Here is a 15,005-nt window from a genome sequence, read left to right as displayed (position 1 = left end):
CTTGTACGTCAGTCCTCGTGGAGAGGAGGCAGGTCATGAAGCGCATCCTGGTGGGGATCGACGGCTCCGAGCCCGCGACCAAGGCGGCGCAGATGGCGACGGAGATCGCGATGCGGTTCGGGGCGAAGCTGACGCTCGCCTACGTCGTTCCGCGGCTGGTCCTGCCGCCGGACGCGTACGGACTGACCACCGCCGACGTCGAGGCCGACCACCGCGCCTACGCCGAGAAGCTGCTCGCCCATGCGGAGGGCCAGCTCGCCGAGTCGGGCGTCCAGGCCGACACGCTCGTCCTGTCCGGCGCGCCCGCGGAGTGCCTGGCCGAGGCGGCCCAGGCGAGCGACGTCGACCTGGTGGTGGCGGGCAGCCGGGGCCGCGGCGCGGTCGCGCGCATGCTGCTCGGCAGCGTGACCGACCGCCTGGTGCACATCAGCCCGAAGCCGGTCCTGGTGGTGCGGTAGCGCTCGGGATGTGGCAGCATCGCGCCTTCCGGGCAGGAGCCGGCCCGAAGGAGGTGCGCGATGCAGCAACCCGATGAGGCGGCGCCGGCGGCGGAGAGCGGGGTGCGCACGCTCCGCGTGGGCGATTTCATGACCCGCGAGCTCGTCACGCTGAAGGAGACCGACGATCTGGCGCTCGCCGAGCAGATGCTGCGCCTGGGCGCGATCCGCCACCTCCCGGTGGTGCGGGACGGGAAGCTGGTCGGCCTCGTCACCCAGCGCGATCTCCTGCGCGCCTCCGCGACCCGGCCGGCGCGCACGACCGCCGCGAGCGAGATCATGGTCCGCGAGCCGGTGACGGTCAGCCCGACCACCTCCCTCGTCCGCGCCGCGCGCGTGATGCTCGAGAGGAAGTACGGCTGCCTGCCGGTCTGCGGCGACGACGGCGCCCTCCTCGGGATCATCACCGAGGCGGACTTCGTCCGGTTCGCAGCCGACATGGTGCAGGACCTCGACCTGGTGGCCGAGGCGGTGCAGGGCTCGACGCGCGCCTGAGCCCGAGAAGCGAGCGCCTGCCCCGTCGGTTGAATTGATCTCGGGCAAGCGAAGCCCTACAACCCTTCCAGGCATGGAAGAGACCCTGTTCGACGAGCTCAAGCGGTACGTCGGCTGGAGCGAGGTCGACGAGCGCGCGCTGCGTGCGCTGCACGCGTCCGCCGCGCCGCACTTCCCTGCCGTGGCCGAGGTGTTCTACGCCACCATCCTCGGCCACGAGGGGGCGAAGCGCTCTCTCACCGGCGGAGAGAGCCAGGTCGGGCACCTCAAGATCACCCTCCAGCGCTGGCTCGACACCCTCCTGCGCGGGCCATGGGACGAGGCCTACTACCAGAACCGCTCCCGGATCGGCCGCTACCACGTCCGCATCGAGCTGCCGCAGCACTACATGTTCGGCGCCATGAACGTCGTCCGGCGCGAGCTCAACGCCATCGTGGACGACACCTACCGCACCTCCCCGGACGCGCTGAAGACCGTCCGGGAGGCGCTGGGACGCATCCTCGATCTCGAGCTGGCGGTGATGCTGCACACCTTCCGGGAGGACCTGGTGGCGCAGTCGGCGCGGGCGGAGCGCCTCGCCACCTTCGGCCAGCTGGTGGGCTCCATCGGCCACGACCTGCGCAACCCGCTCGGCGTCATCGAGACCTCGCTCTTCATCCTGCGCGGCCGGGTCGGCGCCGACGAGCGGGTGAAGAAGCACCTCGATCGCATCGGCGACCAGCTGGGCGTGGCGAACGGCATCATCACCAACCTGCTCGACATGATCCGCAACCGGCCGCTGGTGAAGGAGCGCGTGCGGCTCGAGCAGGTGGTGGCGGGCGCGGTGGACGCGGTGATGCGGCCGGAGGCGATGCGGTTCCGCGCCGAGGGGCTGGCCGGCCTGGAGGTGGAGGGCGATCCGGGGCAGCTCCGGCAGGTGTTCGTGAACCTGCTCTCCAACGCGGTCGAGGCGGCCTCGCCGGCGGGCGCGGTGTCCATCGCGGCCAGCCGCGAGGACGGCCGGATCACCGTGGCGGTGGAGGACAGCGGGCCGGGGGTCGACCCGGCGGTGGCGCGCCGCCTCTTCGAGCCGCTCATCACCACCAAGGAGCGCGGCATCGGCCTGGGGCTCGCGCTCGTGAAGCGCATCGTGGAGCGGCACGGCGGCTCGGTCGCCTACGAGCCGCCGGCCGGCGGCGGCGCGCGCTTCCTGGTGCACCTGCCGGCGTGACCTCCGCCTCGACGGCCATGCGCCACTACCTCATCGTCGACGACAACCGCGCCTTCGCGGAGAACCTGGGCGAGATCCTCCGCGACCAGGGGGCCGAGGTGACGGTGGCGGAGGGCGGCGGGCCGGCCCTGGAGCAGGTGGCGCGGCGGCGCTTCGACGCGCTCGTCACCGACATGCGCATGCCGCTCATGGGCGGCGCCGAACTCGTGCACCGGATCCGCCGCGTCGACCCGGAGCTGCCGGCCCTGGTGGTGACGGCGCACGTGGAGGACCGCGAGCTCGAGGCGGCGCGGCGGGAGGGGCTGCTGGCGGTCCTGTCGAAGCCGGTCCCGATCGCGCGCCTGCTCGACCTGCTCGCGGTGGCGCGCCGCGGGGGCCTGGTGGCCGTGGTCGAGGACGACGCGGCGCTGCGCGACAACCTGTGCGAGGCGCTCCGCGCGCGCGGGTTCTCGGCCGTCACCGCCGCCTCGGTGCTGGAGACCGACCGGCTCGGCCCGGTCGTGCCGTGCTGCGCGCTCGTCGACCTGCGCCTGCCCGGGGGCCCGGACGGCGAGGCGATGCTGCGGCTGGCGGCCAAGTACCCGGGCCTGCCGCTCATCGTGCAGAGCGCCTACGACGCGCCGCCGCCGGTGCCGGCCGCGGCGGTCTTCGCGAAGCCGTTCGACACCGCCGCCCTGCTGGCCGAGGTGGAGCGGCGCCACGCCTCGCCGCACGGGAGCCGCGCATGAGCCAGCTGCACGACCGCCCGCGCGTCCTCGTCGTGGACGACAACGCCACCCTGGTCGAGAACCTCACCGAGATCCTGGAGGAGGCCGGCTACGCCGTGCGCGGGCACGGCACCTGCGCCGAGGCGCTGCACGGCGCGCGCGAGCAGGGCTTCGACGTGGCGCTCGTCGACCTGCGGCTCCCCGACGGCGACGGCACCGCGCTCGCGCCGCAGCTCAAGGAGGTGGCCCCCGACGGCGAGGTGGTGCTCCTCACCGGCTTCGCCACCCTGGAGTCGGCGGTGGCGGCGGTGCGCGCCGGCGCCTGCGCCTACCTGGTGAAGCCGTGCGCCACCCAGGAGCTGCTCGTCACCGTCGAGCAGGCGATGCGGCAGGTGCGGCTGCACGGCGAGAAGCGCGAGCTGTCGCGCCGCGCCCAGATGGCCGAGAAGCTGGCGGCGGTGGGGACGATGACGGCCGGGCTCTCCCACGAGATCCGCAACCCCCTCAACGCCGCCGCGCTCCAGCTCACCGTCCTCGAGCGCCGCCTGCAGCGGCTGCCGGCGGCCACCCAGCCGCCCCTGCTCGAGCCGCTCCAGCTCGTGCGCGACGAGATCCGGCGGCTCGACCACATCCTCGAGGACTTCCTCCAGTTCGCCCGCCCGCGCGAGTTCCAGCCGCACCCGGTGGAGGTGGCGACGGTCCTCACCAAGGTGCTCGACCTCCTGGAGGGCGAGGCGGAGCGGCGCCACATCGCGCTCGAGCGCGACCTCCAGCCGGTGCCGCGGGTGGCGGGCGACGAGGAGCGCCTGCGGCAGGTGGTGATGAACCTGGCGCTCAACGCGCTCGACGCGGTCGGCCGCGGCGGGACGGTGCGCGTCTCCTGCCAGGTCGAGGAGCCGGCCTCCGGCGAGGTGGCGATCTACGTGGACGACTCCGGGCCCGGCATCGCGCCGGAGCTGCGCGACCGCATCTTCGAGCCGTTCTTCACCACCAAGGCGCAGGGCTCCGGGCTCGGCCTCTCCATCGTCCACGCCATCGTGGTGCAGCACGGCGGCAGCATCACCATCGAGGACGCCCCGGGCGGCGGCGCGCGCTTCGCGCTCCGGCTGCCGGCGGCGCGGTAGCTCCCCGCCCTGCCCTACTCCGCGCGCTCCGGCCCGCCGTCGCCGGCACCCTCGGTCTCGGCGTGGTCGGCCGGAGGGGCGCCCCCGGCGTACTCCTTCAGGCGGTACTGGATCTTGCGGACGCTGATGCCGAGGATCTCGGCCGCGCGGGAGGTCGAGCCGCCGACCATCTCCAGGGTGCGCAGGATGGCCTCGCGCTCGATCTCGTAGAGGGTGGCGCCGGGGATGAGGGCGCCGGGGGCGCGCTCGCGGGGGCGCGGGCCGCGCAGGGTGGGCGGGAGGTCGTCGGCGGTGAGCTCGGGGCCCTTGCACAGCACCACCGCGCGCTCCACCACGTTCTCCAGCTCGCGCACGTTGCCCGGCCAGTCGTGGCTGAGCAGCGCGTTGAGCGTGCCGGGGGCGAGGCCGCGGATCTCCTTGCCGTAGGCCTTCGAGTACTTCTCCACGAAGTGCGAGACGAGCGCCGGGATGTCCCCCTTGCGCGCGCGCAGCGGCGGCAGCGTCACCGCCACCACGTTGAGCCGGTAGTAGAGGTCCTCGCGGAACTTCCCCGTCTTCACCTCGGCGGCGAGGTCGCGGTTCGTGGCCGTCACCACCCGCACGTCCACCTTGATGGTCTGGGTGCCGCCGACGCGCTCGAACTCCTTCTGCTGCAGGACGCGCAGGAGCTTGATCTGCAGGGTGGGCGAGATGTCGCCGATCTCGTCGAGGAAGAGCGTGCCGCCGTCGGCCAGCTCGAACCGCCCCTCCTTGCGGCCGATGGCGCCGGTGAACGAGCCCTTCTCGTGCCCGAAGAGCTCGCTCTCGAGCAGCGTCTCGGACAGCGCGGCGCAGTTCACCTTGATGAACGGCTTGTCGTGGCGCGGCGACTCCTCGTGCAGCGCCTGGGCGATGAGCTCCTTCCCCGTGCCGGACTCGCCGAGGATGAGCACGGTGGCCTTGGTGGGCGCGGCGCGCTTCACCACCTCGTAGACCGCCTGCAGCTCGGGCGCGTCGCCCACGATGTTGTGGAAGCGGTACCGCTCGCGGACGCGCTCGCGCAGGTTGGCGGTGTCGCGCTGCAGCCGGAGCTTCTCGAGCGCCTTCTCGAGCACCACCAGCACCGCGTTCACGTCGAGCGGCTTCACCAGGTAGTTCTCGGCCCCGGACCGCATCGCCTCGACGGCGGCCTCCACGCTCGCGAACGCGGTCATCATGACGAACACCGCGTCCGAGCCCGCCTCGCGGGCGCGCTTCAGGAGCGTGAGCCCGTCCATGCGCGGCATGCGCACGTCGGCCAGGATGGCGGCGGGGGCGAAGCCGGCCAGCAGCGCCAGCGCCTCCTCCCCGTCCGCCGCCTCGGCGATCTCGTACCCCTCCTCGGAGAGGATGGTCCTGAGCGCCACCCGGGCGTTCTGCTCGTCGTCGACGACGAGGATGCGCTCCTTGGTCGCGCGCGGGCCGGTCTTGCCGACGGTCATGCCTGCCTTTCAGGCGGCGCAGCTCCGCAAATGATGCGCGCCGCCGCATGTTATGCACGGGTTTTGTGCGCGGGTCCAGCAGGTTTGCCCGCGCGCCGCGTGAAGACGCGCGGCCCTCAGGCAGGTTGCGCCTTGGGCTCGGGCAAGCGGCCGAGCCGATCGTACGGCCGCCAGCGGAACCGCGCCCCGAGCCCCTCGGCGACGGCGCGGCAGGCCGCCTCCGAGAGCTCCGGGAGGGCCACGCAGCTCGCCGCCGTCTCGAGCCGCGCGGCGACGCAGGCGCGGATGAACTCCTGGCAGGCCGCGTACGCGCGCTCGCCGAACCGGTTCGGGCAGATGCGGGCGTAGGTGGCGGCGTCCGGGGCGTTGAGCGAGACGCTCACCGCGTCGAGGCCGGCCGCCACGAGCTCGGGGACGACGTCGCGCCCTTCGCGCAGGCTCGCCAGCCCATCCGTGTCGAGTCGGATGCGCCGCACCCCAGCCGCCCGGAGCCGGCGCGCCAGCTCCAGCACGACCGGCAGGCGCCGCGTCGGCTCGCCCAGCCCCGTGAAGACCACCTCGGAGCGGCCGGACAGCCCGGCGGAGAGCGCCTGGGCCCACACCTCGTCGGCCGTCGGATTGCCGCGCAGCTTCAGGTCGAAGCCGCCCACTACCCAGTCGTCGTCGCGGATCTTGGGGCAGAAGGTGCACGCCAGCGTGCACGCGCTCGTGACGTTCAGGTAGAGCGCGTCGCCGAGGGGGTAGGCGTAGACCGTCGAGGTGCCGGGAGCGTGTTCGTCCACCGCCAGGGTCTAACGCGCCTGCAGGGCGATCTCCACCCTCCCGGGGTGAAGCACCGCCGCGGCGCTCACGCGATCAGCCCAGGTCGCGGTGCCCGCTGCAGGTGACGCAGTAGCGCGCCTCGGGGATGGCGCGGATGCGCTGCAGGCCCATCGGGCCGCCGCACGCCACGCAGCGCCCGTAGCTGCCCTCCTCGATGCGCCGGAGCGCCTCCTCGATGTCCGCCAGCTCGCGCCGCGCCGGCTCGGCGATCGGCTCGACCTGGGATTCCCAGTCGCGCCAGCTCGAGGTGGGGTCGCCCCGCTGGGACTCCATGGGCCCCCGGCACAGCGACTCGCGGCGCTTGAGCAGGAGGTTGCGGGCCTCGGCTTCAATACGGCTCATTTCGGCGTGACCTTCGAAGGCGGCAGGGCCTCTTCCTTTCGCGCCCACCCGCCTTTACACGCCGCATGCCGGGGCCTAATCCCGCGAATTCCCGCAGTTTGTCACGCCAAGGTTGCGCTGCCCCCGGCGGCCGACGCACGGCTTGCGTCCCCGCGCCGCGACTTCACCGCGGCTCGGTCGCCCGCGCCGGAGGGCGCGGCGGGGCCGCAGGGCGGCCGCGCCGGAGCACCGAGGCGAGGGCTCGCAGCGCGTCGACGGTGGTGAAGATCCCGACCACCTCGCCCCGCTGCACCACCACCGCCGCGCCGTACTTGTGGGCCGCCATCTCGCGCGCCACCTCCTCCAGCGGCGCCTCGGGGGGCACGGCGTACGGCTCGGCGTTCATCGCCTCGGAGACCGGCTCGGCGCCCGCGTCGACGCCGCGGAGCGTCTGGATGAGGTAGAGGTCGCGCTGCGAGACGACGCCGACGAGCCGAGCGCCCTCGACCACCGGGAGGTGCCGGATGCCGCGCTCGCGCATGAGCTGGTGCGCGTCGGCGAGCGTCCGGTGGCTCGGGATCACGACCGGGCTCACCGTCATGTACCGCTGCACCGTGTGCTTGGGCATCTCCCCCCCACCGGGTCGGATAGCAAGGGGGAGGCCACCGCCGCGCCGAGGAGGCGCCAGGGGCTACATGCAGAGCGCCTCGCGCGCGACGCGGCCGGGCAGGCGCAGCGTCATGACCAGGCAGTGCGCCTTGCGCACCACCGCCTCCGCCACGCCCCCCAGCGCCAGGCGCGAGACGGGCCCTTGCCCGTGCGTGCCCATGAGCACGAGGTCGAAGCCCCCGTCGCGCGCCACCTCCGGGATGACGTCCGCGGGCACCCCCGCCTCGACGCGCACCTCGTCGAGCCCGGGCCGCTCGATTCCCAGGAACTGCTCCAGCTCGCGCAGGATCTCGACGCGCACCAGCTCCCAGCGCCCGCTCGGGTGATCGATGGGCATGAGGGCGAGCGAGTCGGCCCCTACGAACCCCGAAGGCTCGTGGACGTGGAGCACGCTGACGCCGGCCCCGAACGCCGACCGCAGGGCGAGCGCGTGGCCGAGCGCCGCCCGGGACGAGGGCGAGAAGTCGATCGGGACCAGGATGCGCTTGATCGAGGTCATCGGTTCTTCCTCCCCCGGAGTCGCGGCCCCGCGCCGCGCGCAAAGCGTGCAGGCGGAGGCCCAGGAGACCTGTCCTACCCAAGCGCCATGCCACTCTCAGTGGACGGCCTCGAAAGGGATCGCGGGCGGTCACCCGGGGAGGGTCCGCCGCACCGCGCCGCAGAGCGCCAGGTCCAGCCGCTCGGCGCTGAGCGCGCGCGTGCGCAGGTCGTAGACCCGCACGAACGGCTGGGCGAACGTCTCGCGGCTGCGGACGGGCGAGATGGACCGCGCGTACCGACCGTCGTCCAGCTCCAGCAGTGTCCCGGGCGGGTATCGGCCGAGGACGTTCACCAGGAGCTGCACGAGCGCCGGCTGGTAGAGCCGGCCCGCCGCCCGCGCCATCGCGCCGAGCGCGTCGGCGGGCGAGATGCGCGCGCCGTGCAGGCGGAGCAGCGTCGTGTAGTCCTCGGCGAGGCGCAGGATCTCGCCCAGGATCGAGGGCGCGCCTCCCGGCGCGGCGTGATCGCGGTGGTGATCGAGCACGGCGCGCAGGCGCCGCAGCTTGGCCGCGTTGAAGCCGCGCTGCCGGAGGAGGATGCGCGCCCCCTCCCCCGGATGCCGCGCGAGGCCGTCCGGGCCCTGGGCCACCTCGGCCGGAAGCTGGGCGTAGCCGGTGTCGTGGAGCAGGGCGGCCAGCCCCAGGTCCTGGAGCACCGCCTGGCCGAAGCCGGCGGCGCGGCCGACGAGCAGCGCCAGCAGGGCGACCGTCGCCGCGTGGCTGGCGTGCGGCAGCGCCTCGCCGAGGTGCTCCCACAGCTCGGGCGTCGCCGGGCCGACCGTGATCAGCTCGACCACCGCGCGCCGCAGGGGGAGCGGGTTCACCACCCGCCCGGCGGCGAGCTGGTCGAAGCTCTCCTCGCACAGGCGGAGCGCGCGCCGCAGCGCCTCGGCCGGGTCGATCGCCGCCTGCTCCCCCTCGCTCTGCGCGCGGAAGCGGAAGCGCGGCAGGAGCTCCACCGCGCGCACCCCGCGCATGGCGAGGCCCGCCGCGAGCGCCGTGCGCGGCCCGGACTCGGCCGGCCGCTCCGCGAAGGCGGTCACCAGGGCGCGCACCGCCGGCCCGTCGAGCGGGGCGTGCACCGCGACCCCGCCCACGTTGTGCTTGGCGAGCTCGGCGCCCAGGTCGCGCACGCCGGCCTTGCCCTCGGTGCGCACCCGGAAGTCGTTCAGGTAGACCTGGTCCTCCACCGTGACGAGCTGGAGCGTCCCGAGCAGCTCGTGCAGGCCGGCGACCACGCGCGAGAGTTCCGCCACCGGCGCGTCGAAGGCGCGGTTGTCGGCGGCGTGCACGCGGCTCATCTTGAGCAGCCCGCACAGCACGCTCGCCAGCGCCTCGCCGCCCTCGCGGACCTTCTGCGCGAGCTCCCGGTCCTCGCCGGCGCGCGCCCGGCCGATGGCGCGCGAGAGGCTCGACTGCGCGCGCGCCAGCTCCTCGTCAAGGCGCACCGGCATGCCCGGCCCCCTTCCTCCGCCGCGCCAGCACCGCCAGGCAGTGGCGCCGCAGCTCCGGCTCGCCGCGCTCGGCGAGCCCGGCGAGCAGCGCCTCCGCCTCCGGACCCGGCAGCTCGCCCTCCCCCGCCACCGCCGCCCACTGCAGGGTCCGCTGCTGCGCGGACAGGCCGCGCAGGAAGCGCGCCTTCGGGTCGAGCCAGCCCGCGAAGAGGCGGCCGGCGAAGATCGGCGACACCTGCGCCAGCGCCCGGCCCAGCGCCTCGGCCTCCTCCGGCGGGAGCTCGCGCTTGCCCTCGAGCTGCGCGCGCAGCGGCTCGAGCACCGCCGCGTCGCCGTGGCGGCCGAGCAGCTCGGCGGCGCGCACGCGCACCGGCAACGCCGGGTCGGTGAGCAGGTCGCAGACCGGGCGCAGCGGGAAGGCGCCGGACGCGCGCTCGAGCGCGGCGAGCCCCTCCAGGCGGAGCGCGGCGTCTTGCTGCCCGAGGAGCTGGCGCGCCACCTCGCTCGCCCGCTCCGGCGCGCGCGCCACGATGCCGCGGGCCAGCTCGCGGGCGAGGCGCGGGTCGAAGGCGGAGAGGCGCGCCAGCACCGCGTCCGCCTCGCGCGGCAGGCGCGCCAGCACGATCCGCAGCAGCAGCCGCTGCCGCGGCTCGGACGTGCCGGCGTCCGGCAGGAGCCGGTCGAGCGCCGCCTCGATCCCGAGGAGCGGCAGGAACGGCACCAGCGCGGGCGGGAGCTGGGCGGCGTCCTCCGGCACGGAGGCGAGCACGAGGTCCAGGGTGCGGGCGTCGCCCAGCCCTCGCAGCGTGGCCTCGCGGAGCTCGCCGCCCCCGGTGTCGCCGATGAGGTCGATGAGCCGCCGCAGCGACTCGAGCTCGCCGTCGGCGAGGAGCGCGTCGCGCAGCTCGGCGAAGAAGGCGGAGAGGTCCGGGTTCGGCAGCGGCCAGCCGGCGCGGGACGCCTCGGCGAGCAGGTCGCGCGCGAGCGACAGCGCCAGCTCGGCCACCGCCTCCTGCTCGTCGCTCGCCTGCGCGCGCAGCGCGGCGAGCTCCGCCTCCGGCACCTCGCGGAAGGCGATCGGCGCGGGCTGCGGCAGCCGGGGCAGGGGCGTGTCCCAGCCGGCGGGCGGCTGGGCGCGCGCGGCGCGCTGCGCCTGCTCGTCGAGCTCGGGCTCGGGGTTCTCCTCGGAGGGGGTGAAGCCCTCCACCGCCTCGATCGTGATCCCGCCGAACTCCGCCTTGCGCAGCAGGGTGACGATGTCCTCCTCCTGCTGCCGCACCGCGGTGTAGCGCACCGCCAGGATCTGGAGCAGCTGCAGGAGCTCGTCCCAGCTCACCGAGGGCTGCAGGGTGAGCCGGCGCACGCCGTCGCGGAAGAGGCGGAACGCGAGCGACTTCTCGCGATCGGGCTCGCGGTAGACCACCTCGCCCGCCACCGCCAGCTCGAACGGGCGCACCTCGATCGCCAGCGCGCCGAAGGCGGAGAGCGCGTCGCGTGCGCGGTCCCGGTAGTCGGCGAGCAGCTGCCGCACCACCGCGTTCCCGGCGTCGTAGAGCACGAAGCTCCGGGCGGCGCGCGAGAGCGCGAGCAGCACGCCGGCGGCGGCCTGCGCCACGGGCGACGCGGCCGGGCGCTCGGCGGGGACCGCGGCGGGGGGTGAGCGGACGGGGGCCACGGGTGGGCTTCCTGGGGGCGATCGAACCCTGCCCGCGCGGCGCCGTCAATCGCGTGGCCGCGGGGCGGGGCGAGGTGCGGCGATGTGCGCGCTCAGCGCTCGAGCTCGCGGCCGGCCACGAGGCGCACGCCGGCCCTGGCGAACGCCGCGTCCACCTCGGCGCGGCGCTCGGGGAAGACGGCGCGGGTGAGATCGTCGACGACGCACGCCTCGAAGCCGGCCTCGGCGGCGTCGAGCGCGCTCCAGCGCACGCAGAAGTCGCGCGCCAGCCCGCACACGAAGACGCGCCGCACCCCGCGCGCCTCGAGCCACGCGGCGAGCCCGGTGGTGGGCCGGCGGCCGTCCGGTCCGGCGTTCTCCCGGAAGGCGCTGTAGGAGTCCACCTCGCGGCGGGTGCCCTTGCGGAGCACGAGCGTGAGCGCGCGGTCGGGCAGCCCCTCGTGCAAGGCCGCCCCGCGCGTGCCCTGGACGCAGTGATCCGGCCACAGCTCCTGCGCGCCCTGCGGGCGCGCCAGCGACTCGTACGGGCGATGGCCGGGGTGCGCGGACGCGAACGACACGTGCCCGGGCGGGTGGAAGTCCTGGGTGGCCACCACCGTCGGGAAGGCGGGGGCGAGCCGGGCGATGGGCGCCACCACCTCGTCGCCGCCGGGGACGGCGAGCGCGCCGCCCGGCAGGAAGTCGTGCTGGAGGTCCACCACGAGCAGGGCGTCGCGGGCGGGATCGAGGCGCATCACCCCCTGAACATAGAGGAAACCGTGTTGTCTCGCCGCCGCGCCTGAGCTAGCTTCCGCGGACCATGGACAAGATCTGGGTCAAGGACGTCAAGGAGGGCGAGCGGGTGAAGAGCATCTTCCTCGTCGCCCGCAAGGCCGTCCCGACCGCGAAGAGCGGCAAGGCTTACCTCTCCGTCACGCTGCACGACAAGACCGGCGAGCTCGAGGCGCGCGCGTTCGAGCGCGTCGAGGAGCTGGCCCAGATCTTCGAGGAGAAGGACCTCGTCGAGGTCGAGGGTCAGGTCGGCGCCTTCCAGGGGAAGCCGCAGCTGCGCCTGGAGCAGGTGACGAAGGCCGACCCCGCCCAGCTCGAGGCGGCCGAGTTCGTCTGGGCGCCGCCGCCGGAGCCGAAGAAGCCGGAGCGCACCGGCCCGAGCCCGGAGGAGGACGCGGCGTGGAAGGAGCTCGTCGCGCTCGTCGACGCGGTGAGCGACGAGAACGTGAAGAAGCTCGTCCGCGCCTTCCTGGAGGACGACGACGTGGCCAGCCGGCTGCGCCGCGCGCCGGCCGCGAAGAGCGTGCACCACGCCTACCCGGGCGGCCTGCTCGAGCACACGGTCTCGTGCCTGAAGCTCGCCCACCGGCTGGCCGATCACTACCCGCAGGTCGACCGCGACCTGCTCGTCGCCGGCGCCTTCCTGCACGACCTCGGCAAGATCCGCGAGCTCTCCTTCGAGCGGCAGGTCGAGTACAGCGACGAGGGCCGCCTGGTCGGCCACCTCGTCATGACCGCGCAGTGGATCCACGACAAGGCGCGGCGCGCGGGCGTGCCGCGCGACCTCGAGCACCACCTCGTGCACCTCGTGCTCGCCCACCACGGCCGCCTCGAGTACGGCTCGCCGAAGGTGCCGATGACGCTCGAGGCGCTCCTCACGCACGAGATCGACGAGCTCGACAGCCGCGTGAACTCCTGGCTCAACCTCATGGGCCGCGAGGGCGGCAACCGGCGCTGGACCAGCTCCGACAACGTGTACGAGCAGCACATCTGGCGCGGGACGCTCCCCACGGCGCAGGTCGAGAAGAAGGGGCCCCCGCCGGAGCTCATGACCCCGGTCATCTACGTGCCGCGCGAGGGCGGGCCGCAGCAGCGGCCGGCCGGCGGCGGCCAGGGCGCGCAGAAACGCAAGCGCCAGGAGCGCCGGCCCGAGCCGCGCCCCGAGCGCGCCGCCGCGGCGGCCGCGCCGGGCGAGGCGGCCGCGGGCGCGGAGGCGCCGAAGGAGGGCGCTCCGGCGGAGCGCCGGGAGCGCCCCGAGCGCCCGCCGCGGCCCGAGCGCGCGCACGGCGCGCCCGGCGGCCACGGCGGCCCGGGCGGTGGCGGCGGCTTCCGCGGCGGCCCGGGCGGCCCCGGCGGCGCGGGAGGCCCCGGCGACCGCAAGCGCGGGTACACCGGGCCGCGGCTGCCGGGCGACAAGGGCCCGCAGGCGCGCCCGAAGGCGTCCCCGTCGCTCACGCACAACCCCTTCGCCGCGCTGGCGCAGAAGATCGAGGGCGCCGGCGAGGCGCACCCGGAGCCCCAGGCGTCCGCGCCCGCCGAGGCGCAGCCGCCGGCCACCGAGCCGCCGCCGCCCTCCGACGCCCCCGCCACGGCGACCCCGGGCGTCGCCGAGACCCCGGCGCCGGGCGACGTGCCGGCCGGGGAGAACCACTAGGCCACTCCCCCACCCGGGGAGAGGGCCAGGGAGAGGAGCCGCACTGCGGGCTCCTCCCCGCCGCGCCCACGCGTGTACAATCGCTCCCCCGTGGTCCCCTTCGGCCGAACCGCCGCCATCTTCGACGTCGACGACTCGCTCCTCGACGGCAACGCCGGCACGATCTTCACCTGGTACCTCTACAGCGAGAAGATCATGCGGCCCGACATGCGGGCGCGGATCCCGCGCATCATCTACGAGTACGCGCGCCGGCGGCTCTCCGAGCAGGACATGGTCGAGGTGGGCTCGCGCTGCCAGCAGGGGCTCCGCGCCGACGAGATCAAGGCGCACGCGCACGCCTGCTTCCAGCGCCACCTGCGCAAGCGCATCACCACCGGCGCCGTGCGCCAGATCCGCAAGCACCTCCTCTCCGGGCACCTGGTGGTGGTCGCCTCCGGCTCGCCGCAGTACATCATCGACGAGGTGGGCCGGCACCTGCGCGCCCACGTGGCCATCGGCACGCGCACCCGGGTGGTGGACGGTCGCGCCACCGACCAGATCGTCCCGCCGGTCGTCTTCCGCGACGGCAAGCGCTCGGTGGTCGAGCGTGTGGCGGAGAGCTACGACATCGACCTGGCGAAGAGCTTCGTCTACTCCGACTCGGTCGCCGACACGCCGCTCTTCGAGGCGGTCGGGAACCCGGTGGTGGTGAACCCCAAGCCGCCCTTCCGCGCCGCCGCCGAGCACCGCGGGTGGGAGGTGGTCGAGTGGCACGAGCGCACGAAGGGCCAGCTCCCGCCCGACACCGCCGACGAGTGGGGGAGCTGGGACGGCTAGGCCGCCCTACCCCAGCCTGAACAGCCGCCGCGCGTTGGCGCTCGTCACGTCCCCGACCTCGTCGACCGTGGTGCCCCACAGCTCGGCCACCTGGGCCGCCGTGTGCGCCACGTGCGCCGGCTCGTTCCGCTTGCCGCGGAACGGCACCGGGGCGAGGAACGGGCAGTCGGTCTCGACGAGCAGCCGGTCGCGCGGGACGCGGCGCACCGCCTCGCGCAGGTCGCCGGCGGCCTTGAACGTCACCACCCCCGCCACCGACAGGTAGAGGCCGAGGTCGAGGTAGGTCCGGGCGCGCGCCCAGTCGCCGGTGAAGCAGTGGATGACGCCGCCCGCCGGCGGCACGCCCTCCTCGGCCAGCACGCGCGCGCACGCCTCGTCCGCCTCGCGCACGTGCACCACCACCGGCTTGCCCGCCGCGCGGGCGGCCTGGATCGAGCGGCGGAACGAGGCCTCCTGCACCTCGCGCGGCGACAGGTCGTAGTGGAAGTCGAGGCCGGTCTCCCCCACCCCCACCACCCGCGGGTCCCTGGCCGCCGCCTCCATCGCGCGCCAGTCCTCCTCGGGCACCTTGGCGCACTCGTGGGGGTGGATGCCGACCGTCGCGGCGAAGGTGGCCGGCTGCGCCGCCGCGAGCGCCAGCGCGTTGCCGAAGTCGCCGGGGGCGCGCCACAGCCCGATGAGCACCACCCGCTCCACCCCCGCGGCGCGGGCGCGGGCGATCACCGCGTCGAGGTCGGCGCGGTAATCCTCGAAGTCCAGGTGGGCGTGGCTGTCGATGAGGTGCGGCATGC

16 protein-coding genes are annotated in these 15,005 nt (G+C 74.9%); 7 read left to right on the top strand and 9 right to left on the bottom strand.

Annotation, left to right across the window (positions count from 1 at the left end; genetic code table 11):
- The first annotated feature begins 35 nt into the window (after positions 1-35).
- From HWY08_RS19595 to HWY08_RS19575, 5 genes are all read left to right on the top strand, one after another.
- Positions 36-458 (top strand): universal stress protein, encoded by a 423-nt coding sequence (locus HWY08_RS19595; RefSeq protein ID WP_176068410.1) that lies wholly within the window; start codon positions 36-38, stop codon positions 456-458.
- Between the two features lie 60 nt (positions 459-518).
- A complete protein-coding gene (locus tag HWY08_RS19590) occupies positions 519-992 on the top strand; it encodes a CBS domain-containing protein (RefSeq protein ID WP_235969714.1) in 474 nt (157 codons plus the stop codon).
- A 73-nt stretch (positions 993-1,065) separates the two neighbouring features.
- Complete coding sequence (locus HWY08_RS19585; RefSeq protein WP_176068408.1) at positions 1,066-2,202, top strand: sensor histidine kinase; 1,137 nt, start codon at positions 1,066-1,068, stop codon at positions 2,200-2,202.
- A gap of 17 nt (positions 2,203-2,219) precedes the next feature.
- On the top strand, positions 2,220-2,930 hold the full coding sequence (locus HWY08_RS19580; RefSeq protein ID WP_176068509.1) for a response regulator: 711 nt from the start codon (positions 2,220-2,222) through the stop codon (positions 2,928-2,930).
- Positions 2,927-4,033: a sensor histidine kinase gene (locus HWY08_RS19575; RefSeq protein ID WP_176068407.1), complete on the top strand. Its 1,107-nt coding sequence runs from the start codon at positions 2,927-2,929 to the stop codon at positions 4,031-4,033. The genes HWY08_RS19580 and HWY08_RS19575 overlap by 4 nt, the downstream gene beginning before the upstream one ends.
- Before the next feature lie 14 nt (positions 4,034-4,047).
- Here the strand turns inward: HWY08_RS19575 and HWY08_RS19570 are convergent, their stop codons facing one another.
- The 8 genes from HWY08_RS19570 to HWY08_RS19535 form a co-directional block, all read right to left on the bottom strand.
- Complete coding sequence (locus HWY08_RS19570) at positions 4,048-5,493, bottom strand: sigma-54-dependent transcriptional regulator (protein WP_176068405.1); 1,446 nt, start codon at positions 5,491-5,493, stop codon at positions 4,048-4,050.
- 116 nt (positions 5,494-5,609) lie between these two features.
- Positions 5,610-6,275, bottom strand: a complete 666-nt coding sequence (locus tag HWY08_RS19565) for a TatD family nuclease-associated radical SAM protein (RefSeq protein ID WP_176068402.1) — start codon at positions 6,273-6,275, stop codon at positions 5,610-5,612.
- 73 nt (positions 6,276-6,348) lie between these two features.
- Positions 6,349-6,657 carry a TraR/DksA family transcriptional regulator gene (locus HWY08_RS19560; RefSeq protein WP_176068400.1) on the bottom strand — a complete coding sequence of 103 codons (309 nt, stop codon included), beginning with the start codon at positions 6,655-6,657 and terminating at the stop codon, positions 6,349-6,351.
- A 163-nt stretch (positions 6,658-6,820) separates the two neighbouring features.
- Complete coding sequence (locus tag HWY08_RS19555) at positions 6,821-7,264, bottom strand: CBS domain-containing protein (RefSeq protein ID WP_176068398.1); 444 nt, start codon at positions 7,262-7,264, stop codon at positions 6,821-6,823.
- Positions 7,265-7,327: 63 nt separating this feature from the next.
- Positions 7,328-7,804: a universal stress protein gene (locus tag HWY08_RS19550; RefSeq protein ID WP_176068396.1), complete on the bottom strand. Its 477-nt coding sequence runs from the start codon at positions 7,802-7,804 to the stop codon at positions 7,328-7,330.
- A 129-nt stretch (positions 7,805-7,933) separates the two neighbouring features.
- The gene (locus HWY08_RS19545; RefSeq protein ID WP_176068394.1) at positions 7,934-9,298 is read right to left on the bottom strand and encodes an HD-GYP domain-containing protein; all 1,365 of its coding nucleotides are present in this window, start codon (positions 9,296-9,298) and stop codon (positions 7,934-7,936) included.
- A complete protein-coding gene (locus tag HWY08_RS19540; RefSeq protein ID WP_176068392.1) occupies positions 9,282-10,973 on the bottom strand; it encodes a hypothetical protein in 1,692 nt (563 codons plus the stop codon). Before HWY08_RS19540 ends, HWY08_RS19545 begins: the two co-directional genes overlap by 17 nt.
- 92 nt (positions 10,974-11,065) lie before the next feature.
- The gene (locus tag HWY08_RS19535; protein WP_176068390.1) at positions 11,066-11,707 is read right to left on the bottom strand and encodes a nicotinamidase; all 642 of its coding nucleotides are present in this window, start codon (positions 11,705-11,707) and stop codon (positions 11,066-11,068) included.
- A gap of 65 nt (positions 11,708-11,772) precedes the next feature.
- Here HWY08_RS19535 and HWY08_RS19530 point away from each other — a divergent pair, with 65 nt between their 5' ends.
- Complete coding sequence (locus HWY08_RS19530) at positions 11,773-13,398, top strand: 3'-5' exoribonuclease YhaM family protein (protein ID WP_176068388.1); 1,626 nt, start codon at positions 11,773-11,775, stop codon at positions 13,396-13,398.
- 90 nt (positions 13,399-13,488) lie between these two features.
- Positions 13,489-14,214, top strand: a complete 726-nt coding sequence (locus HWY08_RS19525; RefSeq protein WP_176068386.1) for an HAD family hydrolase — start codon at positions 13,489-13,491, stop codon at positions 14,212-14,214.
- A gap of 6 nt (positions 14,215-14,220) precedes the next feature.
- Here HWY08_RS19525 and HWY08_RS19520 read toward each other — a convergent pair whose 3' ends face one another.
- Positions 14,221-15,003 carry a TatD family hydrolase gene (locus tag HWY08_RS19520; RefSeq protein ID WP_176068384.1) on the bottom strand — a complete coding sequence of 261 codons (783 nt, stop codon included), beginning with the start codon at positions 15,001-15,003 and terminating at the stop codon, positions 14,221-14,223.
- Positions 15,004-15,005 lie beyond the last annotated feature (2 nt).

Origin of the sequence: Anaeromyxobacter diazotrophicus, assembly GCF_013340205.1 — a bacterium.
Lineage (GTDB): Bacteria > Myxococcota > Myxococcia > Myxococcales > Anaeromyxobacteraceae > Anaeromyxobacter_A > Anaeromyxobacter_A diazotrophicus.
The sequence above is the reverse complement of the archived record's forward strand: the minus strand, read 5'-3'. Positions and strand labels throughout refer to the sequence as shown.